This window comes from Micromonospora sp. SD12 (assembly GCF_052068495.1).
Classification (GTDB): domain Bacteria; phylum Actinomycetota; class Actinomycetes; order Mycobacteriales; family Micromonosporaceae; genus Micromonospora; species Micromonospora echinofusca.
Genome location: NZ_JBQHDF010000027.1, coordinates 1 through 15,299, shown reverse-complemented (window position 1 = coordinate 15,299; position 15,299 = coordinate 1). Strand labels below are relative to the sequence as shown.

At 75.0% G+C, this 15,299-nt stretch carries 4 protein-coding genes and 1 pseudogene; 4 read left to right on the top strand and 1 reads right to left on the bottom strand.

Features of this window, described 5'->3' with window-relative positions:
• Window positions 1-65: 65 nt before the first annotated feature.
• From ACTMS2_RS28390 to ACTMS2_RS28375, 4 genes and pseudogenes are all read left to right on the top strand, one after another.
• Window positions 66-9,281, top strand: a pseudogene (locus ACTMS2_RS28390) (type I polyketide synthase); the annotation flags it as partial.
• 63 nt (window positions 9,282-9,344) lie between these two features.
• On the top strand, window positions 9,345-10,541 hold the full coding sequence (locus ACTMS2_RS28385) for an alpha-hydroxy acid oxidase (RefSeq protein WP_363904490.1): 1,197 nt from the start codon (window positions 9,345-9,347) through the stop codon (window positions 10,539-10,541).
• 174 nt (window positions 10,542-10,715) lie between these two features.
• Window positions 10,716-11,591, top strand: a complete 876-nt coding sequence (locus tag ACTMS2_RS28380; RefSeq protein ID WP_441178123.1) for an FG-GAP repeat domain-containing protein — start codon at window positions 10,716-10,718, stop codon at window positions 11,589-11,591.
• A 63-nt stretch (window positions 11,592-11,654) separates the two neighbouring features.
• A complete protein-coding gene (locus ACTMS2_RS28375) occupies window positions 11,655-11,897 on the top strand; it encodes a ferredoxin (protein WP_199184668.1) in 243 nt (80 codons plus the stop codon).
• 382 nt (window positions 11,898-12,279) lie between these two features.
• Here ACTMS2_RS28375 and ACTMS2_RS28370 read toward each other — a convergent pair.
• A partial coding sequence (locus ACTMS2_RS28370; protein WP_441178122.1) for a type I polyketide synthase occupies window positions 12,280-15,299 on the bottom strand: 3,020 nt, incomplete at its 5' end.

Genomic DNA, 15,299 nt, shown 5'->3' with positions numbered 1-15,299 from the left:
GCCGGAGGCGCTGAGGAGGGCTACTGATGGCGAACGAAGAACAGCTTGTCGAGTACCTCCGGCGCGTGACGGCCGACCTGCACGAGACGCGGCGCAAGCTGCGGACCGCGACGGAGCGGGAGCCGATCGCTATCGTCGGCATCGGCTGCCGCTTCCCGGGCGGCGTACGCTCCGCCGACGAGCTGTGGGAGCTGGTGTCGGCCGGCGGGGAGGGCATCACCGACTTCCCCACCGACCGGGGCTGGGACCTGGACGACCTGTTCGATCCGGACAGCGGCACCGGCACCAGCTACGTACGGCGCGGCGGCTTCATCTCCGACGCCATCGACTTCGACGCGGGCTTCTTCGGGATCAGCCCGCGCGAGGCGCTGGCGATGGACCCGCAGCAGCGGCTGATGCTGGAGACCTCGTGGGAGGCGTTCGAGCACGCCGGCATCGACCCGCACTCGCTGCGGGGCAGCCGGACCGGCGTGTTCGTCGGCGCCAACAGCGTCGAGTACCTGTCGGCGATGCAGCAGGACATCGACGCGCTGATCGGCTACACGATGACCGGGGTCGCCGGCAGCGTGGTGTCCGGCCGGGTGTCGTACGTGCTGGGGCTGGAGGGACCGGCCGTCACCGTCGACACGGCGTGCTCGTCGTCGCTGGTGGCGATGCACGTGGCCGCGCACGCGCTGCGCAGCGGCGACTGCGACCTCGCGCTGGCCGGCGGCAGCTGCGTCATCGGCACCCCGGGCACGTTCATCGAGTTCTCCAGCCAGAAGGGGCTCGCCCCGGACGGGCGGGTGAAGGCGTTCGCCTCGGCCGCGGACGGCACGGCGTTCGGCGAGGGTATCGGCGTACTCGTGCTGGAGAAGCTCTCCGACGCGCGCCGCAACGGCCACCAGATCCTGGCCGTGATACGGGGCTCGGCGGTCAACCAGGACGGGGCGTCGAACGGCCTGACCGCGCCCAACGGGCCGTCGCAGCAGCGGGTCATCCGGCAGGCCCTGGACAGCGCCGGGCTCACCCCGGCCGACGTGGACGCGGTGGAGGCGCACGGCACCGGCACCACGCTGGGCGACCCGATCGAGGCCCAGTCGCTCATCGCCACCTACGGTCAGCAGCGCGACCGGCCGCTGTGGCTGGGCTCGGTGAAGTCCAACTTCGGGCACACCCAGGCCGCCGCCGGCGTCGCGGGCGTGATCAAGATGGTCATGGCGCTGCGGCACGAGGAACTGCCCCGCACGCTGCACGTGGACAGGCCGTCGCACCACGTGGACTGGACCGACGGCGCGGTGCGGCTGCTGAGCGAGCCGGTCGGCTGGCCGCGGGGCGACACCCCGCGCCGGGCGGGCGTCTCGTCGTTCGGCATCTCGGGCACCAACGCCCACGTCCTGATCGAGGAGCCCCCGGCCGTCGAGGCCCCGCGGGACGCCGCGCCGGCCGAGGGCCCCACCCTGTGGGTGCTGTCGGCCCGTACCGAGGCGGCGCTGCGCGAGCAGGCGGTCCGGCTGCGCCGACACCTGGCCGACGACCACACCGAGCACGACGTCGCGCACGCCCTCGCCACCACCCGGGCCCGCCTGCCGCACCGCGCGGTGCTCGTCGGCGACCGGGCGGAGCTGTCCACCGCCCTCGACGCGCTCGCCGACGGCGAGGCCGCCCGCAACCTCGTGACCGGCCTCGCCGACGTCGGCGACCGCACCGCCTTCCTCTTCCCCGGGCAGGGTTCGCAGTGGCTGGGCATGGCCGCCGAACTGCTCGACACCTCGCCCGTCTTCGCCGACCGGATGACGCGGTGCGCCGCCGCCGTGGACCGGCACACCGACTGGTCGCTGCTCGACGTGCTGCGCGGCGTACCGGGCGCGGCCTCCCTGGAGCGGGTCGACGTCGTCCAGCCCGCGCTGTTCGCCATGATGGTCTCGCTGGCGGCGCTGTGGCGCTCGTACGGGGTCGAGCCCGCCGCCGTCGTCGGGCACTCCCAGGGCGAGATCGCCGCTGCCTGCGTGGCCGGCGCGCTCTCCCTCGACGACGCCGCGCTGGTGGTGACCCGGCGCAGCCAGCTCATCGCCGTGGAACTCGCCGGCCGGGGCGGCATGGTGTCCGTGTCGCAGCCGGTGGCGGAGGTCGCCCGACGGCTGCGGCCCGGCCTGTCGATCGCCGCCGTGAACGGGCCCGCCACCGTGGTGGTATCCGGGTCGCCCGAGGCGCTCGACGAGCTGCTTGCCGAGTGCGAGCGCGACGAGGTCCGGGCCCGGCGGATCGACGTCGACTACGCCTCGCACTCCGCGCACGTGGAGTCGATGCGCGACGAGCTGCTCCGGATCCTCGCCCCCGTCCGCCCGCGTACCAGCGACATCCCGCTCTACTCGACCGTGACGGGCGAGCTGCTCGACACCGCGGAGCTGACCGCCGACTACTGGTACCGCAACCTGCGGCAGACCGTCGAGTTCGAGCAGACCGTACGCGGCCTGGTCGCCGACGGCGTCGACTCCTTCATCGAGGTCAGCTCGCACCCCGTGCTCGTACCGGCCGTGCAGGACCTGCTCGACGAGGCCGAGGGCGGCTCCGTCGTCGGCACGCTGCGCCGCGACGAGGGCGGCCTGCGCCGGTTCCTGCTGTCGCTGGGGCAGGCGCACACCCGGGGCGTACGGCCCGACTGGGCCACGCTCGTCACCGCCCCCGCCCGGCCGGTCGCCCTGCCGACGTACGCCTTCCAGCGGCGCACCTACTGGCCGAGCGGCGCGGGCGGCCCGGTCGACGCCACCGGCCTCGGCCTGGGCTCCACCGGGCACCCGCTGCTCGGCGCGACCGTGTCGCTCGCCGGGGCGGACGGTGTGCTGCTCACCGGCCGGTTGTCGACCTCGGCGCACCCCTGGCTCGCCGACCACCGGGTGGCGGGCCGGATCCTCCTGCCCGGCACCGCCTTCGTCGAGCTGGCGATCCGGGCGGGTGACGAGGTCGGCGCCACCCGGATCGAGGAGCTGACGCTCGAGGCGCCCCTGGTGGTGCCGGAGCGGGGCGCGGTGCAGGTACAGCTCCGCGTCGGCGAGCCCGGCCCGGACGGTGCCCGGCGGCTGACGGTCCACTCGCGGCCCGACGCGGACGGCCAGTGGACCCGGCACGCCACCGGCACCCTCGCCACCGGCGCAGCGGGCGCCGACGACCGTGCGGCGACCCCGGCGGGTGTCTGGCCGCCCGAGGGCGCCGAGGCGGTGGACACCGCGCAGTTGTACGACCGGTTCGCGTCGCTCGACGTGACCTACGGCCCCGCCTTCGGCGGTCTGGGCTCGGTGTGGCGGCGGGGCGACGAGCTGTTCGCCGAGGTCACCGCGCCCGAGACGGCGAAGGTCGCCGGCTTCGGCCTGCATCCCGCCCTGCTCGACGCGGGGCTGCACCCGCTCGGTCTGGGCGTCTTCACCGCCGACGACGGCGCGGGCGGGCCGTGGCTGCCGTTCGCCTGGCACGGGGTGAGCCTGCACGCCACCGGCGCCGCCCGGCTGCGGGTCACCATCCGGCCGGCGGGCCCCAACGCCGTCGCGGTGGCCGTCGCCGACCACGCGGGCGCGCCCGTCGCCGCGATCGAGGCGCTGGCCGTGCGCCGCCTGCCCGCGGGCGCGCTCGCCGCCCTGACCAACCCGCGCCACCAGGCGATGCACGTGCTCGACTGGGTGCCGGTCCCGGTGGCCGACGGCGCGGCCACGGTCGCGGTCGTCGGCGGCGACCTGCCCGGCGCCACCGCGTACGACAGCCTCGCCGCGATCACCGAGGTTCCCGGGCACGTGGTCCTCCCGATCACCCGCGACGGCGACGACCTCGTGGGGGACACCTACCGGGTGGCGGAGCGCACCCTCGCCGCCGTCCAGGAGTGGCTCGCCGACGACCGGTTCGCCGACGCCCGGCTGGTCCTGCTCACCGAGGGCGCGACGGACGGGACCGACCCGGCGCTCGCCGCCGTGTGGGGGCTCGTGCGCTCCGCGCAGTCCGAGAACCCCGGCCGGTTCGTCCTGGTCGACGTCGCCGGGCAGCGGTGGCAGCCGAACCTGGTGCCCGCGCTGCGTACGGGTGAGCCGCAGCTCGCCCTGCGCGACGCCGAGGTGCTCGCGCCCCGCCTCGCCAAGGCGGCGGGGGAACCGGGCACGCCGCCGGAGATCACCGGATCCGTCCTGGTCACGGGCGCCTCCGGCACGCTCGGCCGCCTCGTCGCCCGGCATCTCGTCGCGCGTCACGGCGTCCGCCGGCTCGTGCTCGCCGGTCGCCGGGGCATGACCGAGGACCTGGCGGTCCTGCACGACGAGCTGACCGCCCAGGGCGTCCACGTGACGGTGGCCGCCTGCGACGCCGCCGACCGCGCGGCGCTGGCCGCGCTCGTCGCGGAGCACCCGCCCACGGCGGTCGTGCACACGGCCGGCGTCCTCGACGACGGCATGATCGCGTCGCTCACGCCGGAGCGGCTCGCGACCGCGCTGCGCCCCAAGGTCGACGCGCTGGTCAACCTGCACGAGCTGGCCGGCGACCTGAGCGCCTTCGTCGTGTTCTCCTCGGCGGCGGGCGTCCTCGGCGGCCCCGGGCAGGGCAACTACGCGGCGGCCAACGCCTTCGTCGACGCGTTCGCCGCCCACCGGCGTGCCCGGGGCCTGCCCGCCGTCTCGCTGGCGTGGGGCATGTGGGCGCAGCGCACCGGCCTCACCGGCGCGCTCGACGACGCCGACCTGGCCCGGATGCGGCGCTCCGGCGTACGGCCGCTGTCCACGGAGGACGGCCTCGCGCTGTTCGACGAGGCGCTCGGCGCGCCGGAGGCCGCCCTCGTGCCGATCCACCTGGACCTCGCCGCGCTGCGGGAGCAGGCGACCGGCGGGGTGCTGCCCACGGTGCTGCGCGGCCTGGTCCGCACCCCGGCGCGACGGCAGGTCTCGGCCGACGCCGCGGCGGCCTCCGACCTGGTCGCGACCCTGGCCGGGCGGGGCCCGGCGGAGCGCCGCAAGGAACTCGTGGACGTCGTCCGCGCGCAGGTCGCGGTCGTGCTGGGGCACGGCGGCGGCGACGCGGTCGGCGCCACGACGGCCTTCAAGGAGCTGGGCTTCGACTCGCTCACCGCGGTCGAGTTCCGCAACCGGCTCAACGCGGTGGTCGGCCTGCGGCTGCCCGTCACGCTGGTCTTCGACTACCCCAACCCGACGGTGCTCGCCGAGCACCTGGACGCGGAGCTCTTCGACGGCGGGCCGGCCGCCGCCGTGGTGGTGGCCTCCTCCGACGGCGGCGACGACGACCCGATCGCGATCGTCGGCATGGGCTGCCGGTTCCCCGGCGGCGCCAGCTCGCCGGAGAAGCTGTGGGACCTGGTCGCGGGGGGCGTCGACGCGGTGGCCGGCTTCCCGACCGACCGGGGCTGGGACATCGACAACCTCGTCGACCCGGACCCGGAGAAGCCGGGCCGCACCTACTGCGGGGAGGGCGCCTTCCTGTACGACGCGGCCTGGTTCGACGCCGAGTTCTTCGGCATCTCCCGACGCGAGGCCCTGGCCATGGACCCGCAGCAGCGGCTGTTCCTGGAGACTTCGTGGGAGGCCGTCGAGCGCGCCGGCATCGACCCCACCACCCTGCGCGGCAGCCGCACCGGGGTGTTCGCCGGCCTGATGTACCACGACTACAGCGCGCACCTGCAACACCTGCCCGCCGAGCTGGACGGCTTCATCGGCACCGGCGTCGCCGGCGGCGTGGTCTCCGGCCGGGTGTCGTACGCGCTGGGGCTGGAGGGGCCGGCCGTCACCGTCGACACGGCGTGCTCGTCGTCGCTGGTCACCCTGCACCTGGCCGCCCAGTCGCTGCGCCGGGGCGAGTGCGCCCTGGCCCTCGCCGGCGGCGTGACCGTGCTCGCGACGCCCAACGCGTTCATCGACTTCAGCCGCCAGCGGGCCCTCGCGCCGGACGGCCGGTGCAAGTCCTTCGCCGCCGGCGCGGACGGCACCGGCTGGGGCGAGGGCGTCGGCGTACTGGTGCTCGAGAAGCTCTCCGACGCGCGCCGCAACGGCCACCCGGTGCTCGCCGTCGTGCGCGCCACCGCCGTGAACCAGGACGGCGCGAGCAACGGCATGACCGCGCCGAACGGCCCCTCCCAGCAGCGCCTGGTCAACCAGGCGCTCGCCGACGCGCGGCTGCGCCCCGGTGACGTGGACGCGGTCGAGGCGCACGGCACCGGCACCACGCTGGGCGACCCGATCGAGGCCCGGTCGCTGATCGCGACGTACGGCCGCGACCGGGGCGAGCAGCCGCTCTGGGTCGGCTCGATCAAGTCGAACATCGGGCACACGCAGGCCGCCGCCGGTGTCGCCGGGGTGATCAAGATGGTGGAGGCGATCCGGCACGGTGTGCTGCCGCAGACGCTGCACGTCGACGCGCCGTCGCCGCACGTGGACTGGGCCGACGGGGCCGTCCGGCTGCTGACCGAGGCGGTGCCCTGGCCGGAGACGGGACGCCCGCGCCGCGCCGGCGTCTCCTCGTTCGGCATCTCCGGCACCAACGCGCACGCGATCATCGAGCAGGCGCCGGAGCCGGTGGTGGTGGACTCGACCGCCGAGGTGCCGGTGGTGCCCCTGCTGGTGTCCGGCCGCGACCAGGCCGCGCTGCGCGACCAGGCGGCCCGGCTCGCCGCGCGCCTCACCGCCGACGCGTCCGCCGCCGACGTGGGCTTCTCGCTGGCCACCACCCGTACCGCGCTGCGGCACCGGGCGGCCGTGCTGGGCAGGGACCTCGACGAGCTGCGCGCCGGCCTCTCCGCGCTGGCCCGCGGCGAGAACGCCCCCGGTGCGGTCGGCGGGACCGCCGACACCGCCGGCGCGACGGCCGTGCTGTTCACCGGCCAGGGGGCGCAGCGGGTCGGCATGACGGCGGAGCTGTTGGGCTTCCCGGCGTTCGCGCGGGCGTTCGACGAGGTGTGCGGGGAACTCGACCGGCACCTGGAGCGGCCGTTGCGGGAGGTGCTGGACACCGACGAGGTGCACCAGACGGGCTGGGCGCAGCCGGCGTTGTTCGCGGTCGAGGTGGCCCTGTTCCGGCTGTTCGAGTCGTGGGGCGTACGGCCGGACCTCGTGGCGGGGCACTCGATCGGTGAGCTGGCCGCCGCGCACGTGGCGGGCGTACTCACCCTGCCGGACGCCGCCCGGCTGGTGGCCGCCCGCGGCCGGCTGATGCAGGCGCTGCCCACCGGCGGCGCGATGGTGGCCGTACGGGCCACGCAGGACGAGGTCGCGCCGCTGCTCACCGGCGACGTGGCGATCGCCGCCGTCAACGGGCCGGAGTCGGTGGTGCTCTCCGGCGAGGAGGCCGCCACCCTGGCGGTCGCCGGTGAGCTGGCCCGCGCCGGCCGCAAGACCAAGCGGCTCACCGTGTCGCACGCGTTCCACTCGCCGCTGATGGAGCCCATGCTCGACGAGTTCCGCGCGGTGGCCGAGTCCGTCGCGCACCACCCGCCGACGATCCCCGTGCTCTCCACGGTCACCGGCGACGTCGCCGAGCTGACGCCCGGGTACTGGGTGGAGCAGGTGCGGGCCACGGTGCGCTTCGCCACGGCGGTCGAGGCGCTGGCGGCCCGCGGCGTACGCACCTTCCTCGAACTGGGGCCGGACGCGGTGCTCACCGCGCTCGGCCGCGAGTGCGTGGCGGACGGCGAGTTCGTTCCCGCGCAGCGCGCCGACCGGGACCCGGCGCTGGTGGCGACCGAGGCCCTCGCCCGCCTGCACAACCGTGGCGTACCCGTCGACTGGGCGGCCTTCTTCGCCGGCGCGCGCCCGGTGGTGCTGCCAACGTACGCCTTCCAGCGCACCCGCCTGTGGCCGGACGCGCCCGCCGTCGCCGCGCCCGGCGACGACTTCTGGGCCGCGGTCGACCGCGACGACCTGGGCGCGCTGCTGGGCCTGGATGACACCGCGACCCTCAAGGACGTGGCGGTGGCCCTGTCGACGTGGCGGCGTGGGCCCGCGCCGGGCTACCAGCTGCGGTGGTCGCCGGTCACCGCGCTGCCGGCCGCCGCGCTCCCGGGCGTCTGGCTGGTGCCGGAGGGCGTCGATCCGATCGCCGAGGCGATGGCCCGGCACGGCGCCGACGTCCGCGTGTACCGCGCCGGCACGGCCGACGAACTGCTCGACCTCGCGCCGGACCACGTGGCGTCGGGGGTGCTGACGACGCCCACCGGTCCCGCCCCCGCCGAGCTGCTCGGGGCCCTCGACGGGGCCCGCATCGACGCTCCGGTGTGGGCGCTGACCCGGCAGGCGGTCGCGGTCGCCCCCGGCGAACGCGTCGCCGACCCGACCGGGGCCGCGGCGTGGGGCTTCGGCCGGGCCGCCGCCGTCACCACGCCCCGCGCCTGGGGTGGGGTCGTCGACCTGCCGGAGGCGCTCGACGAGCGGACCCTGGGCGCCCTGTGCCGGGTGCTCACCCGGGGCGCGGGCGAGGACCAGGTGGCGCTGCGCCCGGCGGGCGTCTTCGCCCGCCGGCTCGTCGCGGCTCCCGCGCACGCGGGTGACCCGTGGCGGCCGGCCGGCACGGTCGCGCTGCACGGCGGGCCGCTGGCGGAGCGGATCGCCACCCTGCTGGAGGCGGCGGGCGCGACGGTCACCACGGGCGCCGCCGACACGGTGGTCGTCACCAGCGACGCCGACGACGCGGTCCCGACCGCCCTCGCCGCCGAGGCGGAGCGGCTCGTGCTCGTGCACACGGTCGACGAGCTGTTCGGGGTCGCCGGCGCCGCCGAGACGGCAGCCGTGTTCGACGCGATCGCCCAGCGGCGTGACGGGGCGGTGTGCGTAGCGGTCGGGCCGGACCTCACCGTCGAGCGGTTCGCCGCCGCGGTGGGCGCGGGCGCCGTCGGCCGGGTCGCGGCCGACGTGGACTGGGCCTCGTTCGTGCCCGACTACACCCGGTACCGGCCGAGCCCGCTGCTGCGGGACCTGCCGGACGCGATGCGCCACATCACCGAGACCGCCGAGGACACGCTCGACGTCGACAACCCGGACGCGTTGCGCCGGCTGCTCGACGGCGCCGACGAGGCCGAGAGCCGCACGGTGCTGTCCCACGTGGTGCGGGCCCAGACCGCGTACACGCTCGGGCTGCCGTCGGCGGCCACCGTCGAGGAGGACCAGGAGTTCCTCGACATCGGCTTCTCCTCGCTCACCGCCGTGGAGCTGCGCCGCAGGCTCGAAGCCCTCACCGGGCTGGAGCTGACGGCCGCGCTCGTCTACGACCACCCGACACCCGCCGAGGTGGTCGAGGAACTGCTCGCCCAGCGGGCCCTCGTCGCGTAGCCGACCCCCCCCCACGACGTGGAGCGGCCCCCTTCCTCACCCCCCTCACAGAAGGAAGCCCACATGAGCAAGTCCGCTCGGATGAGCACCCTGATCAAGCCGCCCAAGGTGGCGTGGAACCCGACGGAACGCCGGCTGCTGCGCGCGGCGGGCATCGCCGACCTGCGCGCCACCGCCCGCCGGGCCGTGCCCCGGATGGTCTTCGACTACTGCGACGGGGCGGCGGACAGCGAACGCAGCCTCACCCGTGCGCGGGAGACGTTCGCGAACATCGAGTTCCAGCCGTCGGTGCTGCGCGACGTGTCCAACCTGGACACCAGCCGTACGGTGCTGGGCAAGCGGCAGAAGCTGCCGTTCGCCCTGGCGCCCGTCGGGTTCAACCGGGTGATGCACGCCGAGGGCGAGCCGGCGGTCGCCTCGGTCGCGCAGCAGTTCGGTGTGCCGTACTCGGTCTCCACCCTCGCCACCACGTCGCTGGCGGACGTCGCCGCCGCCGCGCCGGAGGGCCGGCACTGGTTCCAGCTGTACTTCGCCGAGGACCGGGCGATGGTCAAGGAGCTGCTCGCGCTCGCGGAGGAGGCGAGGTTCGACACGATCCTGCTGACGCTGGACACGCCGATCTCCGTGCCGCGCCGCCGCGACATCCGCAACGGCCTGACCATCCCGCCGTCGATGAGCATCGGCACCATCGCCGAGGCGTTCCTGCACCCGGGCTGGTGGGTCCGGCAGTGGCGGGCGGGCACCCCGTCGCCGCAGGTGCTCAAGGCCACCGGAGGGTCCGCCTCCGACATGATCAAGCGGGTGTTCAACCCGCGGCTGTCCATCGAGGACGTCGAGTGGCTGCGCGGCGCCTGGTCGGGCAAGCTCGTCGCCAAGGGCGTGCAGAGCGTCGCCGACGCCAAGCGGGTCGCGGCCGTCGGGGTCGACGGGGTGTGGCTCTCCACGCACGGCGGGCGCAAGCTCGACCGGGCGCCGGTGCCCGTGGAGCTGCTGCCGCACGTGGTCGACGAGGTCGGCGACCGGGTCGAGGTGCTCGTCGACACCGGCATCACCTCGGGCGCCGACATCGTGGCGGCGCTCGCCCTGGGCGCCACCGCCGCCGTGGTCGGCCGGGCCTACCAGTACGGGCTGATGGCCGGCGGCCGCCGTGGCGTCGTACGCGCCATGGAGATCCTGAGCCGGGAGATCGAGGTCACCATGAAGCTGCTCGGGGTCTCCTCGGTGGCCGAACTGAACCGTTCCCACGTCAAATTCCGCTGACTCCGGGTCGGGTTCAAGGCCCAAATCGGCTTTGTCGTTTATCGATCTCTCCTCGTCGGTCGCCATCTTCGCGGGTGGTGAGGGGTGCGGGTAGGGGTTACCTCCCCCAACTCCTGTTCGTAATGATCGGACTGTCGTATTTCGGGGCGTACGTGGAGGTAATTTGTGGCACGCATGAGCGGGAATGGTCACTGCCGTTCGTTCAACGGGGACGGGAGGATGGACATCATGGCCCGTGACGACGTCACCGGTGAACTGTTCGTCTTCCCGCACAGCGGCAGCTTCCGGGGTGGCGAGACCTTCGGCGAGCCGGTGCTGATCAGCACCGACTTCCATCCGACGCGCAATTACGGACTGGTCCGTCCCATCGACGTCAACGGCAACGGCTACGCCGACGTCATCGGCGTGAGCATGAGCTTCATGAACCCGACCCACGGGATCTTCCTCTACCCGAACAAGGGCGGGCTGAACGGCCTCGACACCCTCGGCGAACCGATCCGCATCTCCGGCGCGCGCGACGACAAGAAGTGGGAGACGCTGGGCATCGCGGACATGGACCTGGACGGCTGCGACGACATGTTCGGCCGGGAGCAGGACGCGGGCCATGTCGACGCGTTCTTCAACCAGCGGCAGGTCAGGCAGAACGAGACGTACGACCGCACCGCGCACCGCATGGTGACCGTCGACGTCGAGGACTTCCCGCTCGCGATGGCCGACGTCACCGGCACCGGCCGGCCCGACCTGCTGGTCCGCCGCGCCAACGGCGACCTCGACCTGTACGAGTTCGCGCAGAACACCTCCGGCGAGGGCCCCTGGTGGCGGGGCGAGGGCCAGTGGTTCACGCTCGGCCGGGGCTGGCAGGAGTTCGCGCACATCTCGGTGACCGACATCGACCTCGACGGCCGGCCGGACCTGCTGGCCGTACGCGCCGACGGAACGCTCGTCGTCCACCTGCACAACGGCAAGTTCGATCCGGAGCAGCCCTCGGCCACGTTCTCCGCGCCGGAGGTCCTCGCGACGGGTTGGCAGAAGTACTCGGTGGTGAGCTGACGTGGGCGGCCCGCTGGAGGCCGGACGGCCCGGTGACGCCGACGTGGGACGAGAGGGGCAGCGGTGAGCGAGAACGCGGACGACCAGGCCGGATGGCGGTTGAGGGTGGACTCCACCCGATGCGTCAGCTCGGGCTTCTGTGTCGGCAGCGCGCCGGAGCACTTCACGATGGAGCAGGTCTCCCGGCCGCTGGCCGACGTGGTGGCGCCGAGCGACGCGGTGCTGGAGGCCGCCGACTTCTGCCCGGTGGAGGCCATCTCGGTGTTCGACGCGCGGACGGGGGCACAGATCGCCCCGAAGAGGTGACGGCGGCCGGGCCCCGCGCCCGGCTCCCGGCCACGCGGCGACACCACCGGTCCGGCCCGGGCGGCATCCCGTACGCGCGGACGACCGGCTGAAGCACCGGTATCGCAGGACATCTCGAACGGCCCACCGGCCCCGGGCACGCCCCGGGGCCGGTGGGCCGTTTCGGGCCCCGGGTGCTGGGCGCGACCGGGCTGCGCCGGATGCTGCACGGGGTCGGGCGACGACGCGCGGGCCGCGTACGCCGTCTCGGCCGGGTGGGCCGCCTCCGGTCCGGGCCGGCACCTCGGTGTACCCGGCGAGGCGTCTCGTGCGCCCCGCGAACGGACCGGCCCCCCACCCCGGTCGTGCGTCGGGGTGGGGGGCCGGTCGTGGCTCACCCGGGTCAGACGTTGTCCAGCTCGCTGTCCAGGATGTCGAACAGGTCGTCCGCCGTGACCGAGGCGAGGTCCGTGGCCTCGGCGGGGCTGGACTTGTCGCGCCACCTGGTCAGCAGCCGTTGCAGGGCCGCGGCGATGTCCGTCTCCGCCGTCTGCGCCGCGTCCACCAACTCCAGCGTCGCCTCCACCTTGGCGATGCCGTCGACGAGGGCACGCAGGTTGAGCTGCGCCTGGTTGCCGCCCAGTTCCCCGATCAGGTGCTCCACGAGCGCCGCGGGCGTGGGGTGGTCGAACGTCAGCGTCGCCGGCAGGCGCAGGCCGGTGGCCTGGTTGAGCCGGTTGCGTAGCTCCACCGCCGTCAGCGAGTCGAAGCCCATCTGCTTGAACGCCTGCTCCGCCCGGACGGTCTCCACCGAGCCGTGTGCCAGCACCGAGGCGACGTTCGTGCGTACCAGGGTCAGCAGCACCTCGCGCTGCTCGGGCTCGGCGAGGCCGGCCAGCCGGCTGGACAGCGACGCCGCGCTGCCGGCCGAGGAGGCGCGCCGGGGCCGGGTGAAGGATCGCAGCGGTGGCGGCGCCGACGTGTTCGTCCGCAGGGCGGCCACGTCCAACCTGATCGGGACCAGACACGGCTCGTCCGTCCGGCAGGCGGCGTCGAACAGCGCGAGCCCCTCCTCCACGGTGTGCGCCAGCACACCGTTGCGCCCGATACGGGCGAGGTCGGCCTCGGTCAGCCCACCGGTCATCGCGCCACCGCTGCGCCACAGGCCCCAGGCCAGCGACGTCGCCGTGAGGCCGGACGCCCGACGTCGCGCGGCGAGCGCGTCCAGGAAGGCGTTCGCCGCCGCGTAGTTCGCCTGGCCGGCCGTGCCCAGCACCCCCGTCGCCGAGGAGAACAGCACGAACATCTCGACGTCGCCGGCCAGCTCGTGCAGGTTCAGCGCGGCGTCGACCTTCGCCCGCAGCACCGCGTCCACCCGCTCCGGCGTGAGCGACTCGACCGTACCGTCGTCCAGCACGCCCGCCGCGTGCACGACACCGACCAGGTCGGGCAGGGACGTCAGGAGCGCCGACAGCGCGGCCCGGTCTGCGGCGTCGCAGGCGGCCACCGTGACCCTGGCGCCCAGCGACTCCAACTCGGCCGCCAGCTCCGCGGCGCCCGGCGCCGCCGGCCCCCGGCGGGAGGTCAGCACGAGATGCCGCGCACCGTGCGCGGTGACCAGGTGGCGGGCCAGCGCGGCGCCCAGTGCTCCCGTGCCGCCGGTGACGAGCACCGTGCCCGCCGGGTCGAACAGGGGGCGGTCCGACGCGGCCGCGAAGGTCGCGAGGCGCGGCACGGTCGGCACCCCGTCGCGGACGGCGACCTGTGGTTCGCCGGTCGCGACGGCCGCGCCGACGAGAGCCGGATCGTCGGCGTCGACGAGGACGAAACGATCGGGGTGCTCGGTCTGCGCCGAGCGGACCAGGCCCCAGACCGCCGCCCCCGCCGGGTTCGTACCGTCGGTCGCACCCCGGGACACGAACACCAGCGGGGAACGGTCGCCGGGCAGCCACCCGTGGACCGCCGCGAGCGCGTCGTGCACGGCGGCCCGTACCGCCTCGGCGTCCGTACCGGTCCCGACCTGGAACACGTCGAAGGCGCCGGCGGGGGCCACGGGCGTGGGGACCGGCAGCCACTCCAACCGGTGCAGCCCGTCCGGGCCGGCGGTGGAGCGCAGTTGCTCGATCGTCACCGGGCGCGCGACCAGCGACTCGACCGTGGCCACCGGCATCCCGGTGCCGTCGGCGAGCGCCAGGGCGTACGCGTCCTGAGCGGTGGGCGTGATCCGCACCCGCAGGGCCGTCGCCCCGACGGTCGACACCCGTACGCCGTGCCAGCTGAACGGCAGGCGCAGGGGACCGTCGGCCCCGGTGGCCAGGGAGATCGGGTGCAGGGCCGCGTCCAGCAGCGCCGGGTGCAGTCCGAAGCGGGCCGTGGGCGCGTCGACGGGGAGCGCGACCTCCGCGAGCAGTTCGTCGCCGCGCCGCCAGGCCGCCACCAGTCCCCGGAACGCGGGCCCGTAGTCGACGCCGAGGTCGGCGATGCGGTCGTACAGCTCCTCGACCGGGACGGGGACGGCGTCGGCGGGCGGCCACTCACCGGCCCAGCCGGTGTCGGGCTCCGCGGCGGCGTCGAGCAGGCCGCTCGCGTGCTGCGTCCACGGCTCGCCGTCGGATGCGTCCTCGCGCCGGGAGTGCACCCGCAACGGTCGGCGCCCGGCCTCGTCGGGTTCCCCGACCTCCACCTGTATCCGCACCGCGCCGTCCGGTGGCAGCACCAGCGGCGCGTGCAGGGTCAGCTCCTCGATGCGGTCGAGGTCGACGTGCTCGGCGGCCCGCCGCGCGAGTTCGACGAAGGCGGCACCCGGCAGCAGGACCGTGCCCAGGACGGCGTGGTCGGCGAGCCAGGGCTGTTCGCGCAGGGAGAGCCGGCCGGTGAGCACGCTCCGCTGGGAGTCGGCGAGCGCCAGCACCGCGCCGAGCAGCGGGTGGTCCGCCGCCCCGAGCCCGAGTCCACCGGCGTCGGCGGGGGAGTCGTCGGGGACCAGCCAGTACCGCTGGTGCTGGAACGGGTACGTCGGCAGCTCCACCTCCCGGGCGCCCGCCCGGTACGCGGCGGCGTCGGGGCCGGTCCCGGCGGTGAAGAGCTGCCCGACGGCCCTGGTGAGGGTCGCGGTCTCGGGTTGTCCCCGGCGCATGGTGGCGATGGTGGTGGCGTCGCCGGCGGCGTTGGCGGCCGTGGCGAGGACGGTGTCGGGGCCGATTTCGAGGTAGGTGTCGACGTGGTGCGTACCGGCGAGGGTCTGGATGGCGCCGTGGAAGCGGACAGCCTGGCGGACCTGGTCGACCCAGTGGTCGGCGGTGGGCCGCAGCGGTTGGCCGGTGACGGTGGAGATGAGGGGGATGCGGGGCTCGTGGTGGGTGATGGACGCGGCGACGGCTCGGTAGTCGTCGAGCATGGGGTCCATCAGGTGGGAGTGGAAGG